The organism is Brunnivagina elsteri CCALA 953 (assembly GCF_002289455.1).
GTDB classification, from domain to species: domain Bacteria; phylum Cyanobacteriota; class Cyanobacteriia; order Cyanobacteriales; family Nostocaceae; genus Brunnivagina; species Brunnivagina elsteri.
The window spans coordinates 1-3,568 of record NZ_NTFS01000542.1 but is presented as its reverse complement, the minus strand read 5'-3'; the positions used below and the strand labels follow the sequence as shown (position 1 = coordinate 3,568).

Genomic DNA, 3,568 nt, shown 5'->3' with positions numbered 1-3,568 from the left:
CATCAGTATAACTAATACAATTATGCTAATGCTTGTTTTATTTGTCTTTGCAAATTGCTCTTTGACAAACTGTTGTTTTAATAAATGCAATTTCACCATTTAATTTAAACTCAATTTAAATAAGAAAGACTCCATCATAAGACTATTACAATAACTCAGTTAACTATTTCTCAACATTAAACTATAATTAAACAAATTTTAGTTGCATATACTCAAGCTGTCTACTTCCCTTAAATATCAATCATTCTGACTCTTGACTACTGGATTCTCAATTTCTGCGATTAAAGACATTGTTGGATTGTAGTTTTATTAGATATTTTTTTAATAAAATTATGATAAATTTTTTAACAAAATCTGTTGAAGTCTCAAGTATTTATTTTTACAACTGGCTAATAAGCATTAACTACTAACTAATAACTTATTCATCATTATCGGAACTGCGAACATTTAACCGGAAAGAAGTTGTTTTTTCCTCTTCTATATTTAATTTTTTGAGATTATCACCTAAATCTTTTTGTAAATTTTTAGTTAGAGTTACCGGAAAGTCTAAATTAAGTTCTTGAATGCGAACCAATTCTGCTAATTCTGCAAAAGCAACTTTAATAGTATTACGTTCGTAAGGTGTCAATTTAAAATCTGCTGTTTCCAAAATGTTTTGAGCTAGCATCGCTTTTTTAAGACGTTCTTCTAAATGTTCAATTTCTGAATGTAAGAGTTTATATTGTTGTTCAATTTCTTTATACCTTGCTGACAATAGTATAATATTTTCACAACTCGGTTCGCAATTTACTTTTTTGCTCAATTCCACTAATTTTTGATGTATTTGAGCAAGATAAATACAGTCAAAATATGCATATTTAATTTGTTCTAATGTTAAAGGACGTTGCCCCCAGTCGCTCGTTTGTTCTTGTTTATTAATATTTTGAAAATTACAAATTTCGGTGGCTAAGGTTTGTAGTTTTAGGTTTGGCAAAGGTAACAGATGATAGGGGATTTTCCTTGCCATATCTAAGGTGCAGGTAACATTTTTTGTTTTTTTTACACCTAGAAATCTCAAATCGTAACTAGCATTATGAAAAACCTTTTCAATCGCTGGATTAATCATTATTTCATTGATGAAATGAGCGACGACATCAGGCTGTTCCAGTACGTCCAAAATAAAACTTCTTTCACCACTCATATCATTGGGATTGTCTAATACTTGAATGAGTGATAATCTTGGTTTTTTAGTTGTGAAATCTGCAACTTCCGTATCTAACCAGAGAATACTAGTTTGAGTACATTCGGTAATAAATTGATTAATTTCGCTCGCAGAAGATAAGTATGGCATATAAATTTGGCATTAGGTAAAGATGGAAAAAAGGGGATTAAAACTAGACAGAGGCAGCATAAATTTTTACCATAATTCACTTACGTAAATTGGTGATATCATTAACTTGCGTAATTGACTGATGCAATATTTTGCTTTAGTCATTGATTATGATTGCACGTTATTTGTGAAAAATCGCGTCAATGATGATACTTTAGAATCACTTAGACAATTACTTTCTTGAAGTAAAATATTAAATAATACAGTTAGATAAAATGGCGATCGCAGTTAATTATCGTTTTCCACCTGGTGTTGATGCCGAAAAACAAGCCAAAATTATTGCTATTGGGCAAACTGTCGGTACTTGGGATGCTAGATTTGCCCATCGTCAAGCAAGTTTACAAGCACATTTGGCGGTCGTCGTATCAGTTGTTACCGACTCCCAAGGGTATAGTACTGCAACAATTCACTTTCCCGAAACAAATGTGGAAAATGATATCCCTAGTTTATTGACGATGATATTCGGTAAATATTCGATGGCTGGTGCGGCAAAAGTGGTAGGGTTACAATTGCCGGAAAACTACGGTTTACGTCCCAAATTCGGTATAACAGGTATTCGTAAACTACTTGGTGTATTTAATCGTCCATTAATTATGGCAATTTTTAAGCCAGCTTTGGGACTTTCTGCGACAGATCATGCTGATATTTTTCGACAAGTTGCGGAAGCTGGGTTAGATATTATCAAAGATGACGAAATTTTAGGAAATCTCGCTTCTGCTCCGACTTTAGAACGTCTTAAAGCTTGTCGTGTAATTATTGAGCAGGTTAAACAAGAGAGCGATCGCACTATCCTTTATGCTGTGAATGTTACGGGAAATGCCACAAAATTAATCGAAAATGCCCGTGAGTTAGTACGTAATGGTGCAAATGCTTTATTATTAAATGTCTTCTCCTACGGCTTTTCTGTACTCGAAGCTCTTGCTACCGATCCAGAAATCAATGTGCCTATATTTACCCATCCTGCTGGTGCGGGAGCGATTTCTGCTGCTCCCGATTACGGTATCGATTATTCGATTACCCTAGGTACTTTAATGGCTTATGCTGGGGCAGATGCTGTTTTGTATCCTGCACATTATGGTAATTTACCATTTGCTGCTGAAGATGAAGCAAAAATTCGCGATCGCTTGAGAATGCGTGGTGTAATGCCTGTTCCTTCTGCTGGTATTCATCCTGGTGTTGTTGCGAAAGCTGTAGCTGATTATGGTGAGGATGTAATTTTAAATGCGGGTACTGGAATTATGGATCATCCTGATGGTGCAGCAGCAGGAGTAAAAGCGTTTTTTGAAGCTTTGAAGTATGTCGAGAATGGTGAATCTTTTAGTTTGGACACTTTACCATTAGGGGCACTTCGTAGTGCTATTCAAAAATGGGGAATTTATCATTCTTAATTATTGATTTGTAATCCTTAATTTATATAGTGGTTTTCGTTTGGGTGTAAAATAAATCAGGGTAAACAGCCGTTTACCCCTACAGTATTCTCGAACACAACTGTATTTTACTCAACTGAAAACTGCGATAATTCCTAACTTCCATTCCTTACTTACAAATCAGGAAAAATGCAAACAACAGCCGAGTTTTATTGTGCCTTTTGTGGTGAAGAAAATACTACTTTTATTGATGTTAGTCAGGGAAGTCAGCAAAAATATATTGAAGATTGCCAAGTTTGCTGTCGTCCAAATATTTTATATGTGCGAATTGATGAAGATAGCTTAGATATTGAGATTGATACTGAATACGAAGAAGGATAAAAGGTAAAAAGATACGATGAATATAGATAGTAGAAAGTCTTATTTTTTAGTCATTGATTTAGAAGCAACTTGCTCAGATGATGATAGTATTCCCCGTCAAGAGACGGAAATTATTGAAATTGGTGCGGTAATGCTGAATCGCAGCACTTGGGAAATGGAATCGGAATATCAGCAATTTATTAAGCCGATTAGACATCCAATTTTGACTGATTTCTGTACGCAGCTAACAACGATTAAGCAAAGCGATGTTGAAAATGCTGCGACATTTCCAGAGGCAATTATTAGCTTTAAAGAATGGATATTAAAATTTTCCCATTATACTTTTTGCTCTTGGGGAAATTATGATAAAAGACAGTTTACTCAAGATTGTAGATTTCATCAAATTCCCCTGTGATGGGTTCCCATTAATTCAAACCCCAATTTCTCCAAAGCTCCTGGCATTCCAAAAGCC

The 3,568-nt window shown here is 34.6% G+C and carries 4 protein-coding genes; 3 read left to right on the top strand and 1 reads right to left on the bottom strand.

Features of this window, described 5'->3' with window-relative positions:
• Positions 1–418: 418 nt before the first annotated feature.
• Positions 419–1,330 (bottom strand): ribonuclease D, encoded by a 912-nt coding sequence (locus CK510_RS28000; protein WP_095724766.1) that lies wholly within the window; start codon positions 1,328–1,330, stop codon positions 419–421.
• A 254-nt stretch (positions 1,331–1,584) separates the two neighbouring features.
• Between CK510_RS28000 and CK510_RS27995 the strand changes: the two genes are divergently transcribed.
• From CK510_RS27995 to CK510_RS27985, 3 genes are all read left to right on the top strand, one after another.
• Entirely contained in the window at positions 1,585–2,757 is a 1,173-nt protein-coding gene (locus tag CK510_RS27995; protein ID WP_095724765.1) for a RuBisCO large subunit C-terminal-like domain-containing protein, read from the top strand.
• Between the two features lie 168 nt (positions 2,758–2,925).
• Positions 2,926–3,117 carry a CPXCG motif-containing cysteine-rich protein gene (locus CK510_RS27990; protein ID WP_095724764.1) on the top strand — a complete coding sequence of 64 codons (192 nt, stop codon included), beginning with the start codon at positions 2,926–2,928 and terminating at the stop codon, positions 3,115–3,117.
• Positions 3,118–3,133: 16 nt separating this feature from the next.
• On the top strand, positions 3,134–3,511 hold the full coding sequence (locus CK510_RS27985; RefSeq protein ID WP_095724763.1) for a 3'-5' exonuclease: 378 nt from the start codon (positions 3,134–3,136) through the stop codon (positions 3,509–3,511).
• Positions 3,512–3,568: the final 57 nt, after the last annotated feature.

Coding starts and splice junctions, on each gene's coding strand:
- CK510_RS27985 (WP_095724763.1), top strand. CDS start 3,134: ATGAATATAGATAGTAGAAAGTCTTATTTTTTAGTCATTGATTTAGAA.
- CK510_RS28000 (WP_095724766.1), bottom strand. CDS start 1,330: ATGCCATACTTATCTTCTGCGAGCGAAATTAATCAATTTATTACCGAA.
- CK510_RS27995 (WP_095724765.1), top strand. CDS start 1,585: ATGGCGATCGCAGTTAATTATCGTTTTCCACCTGGTGTTGATGCCGAA.
- CK510_RS27990 (WP_095724764.1), top strand. CDS start 2,926: ATGCAAACAACAGCCGAGTTTTATTGTGCCTTTTGTGGTGAAGAAAAT.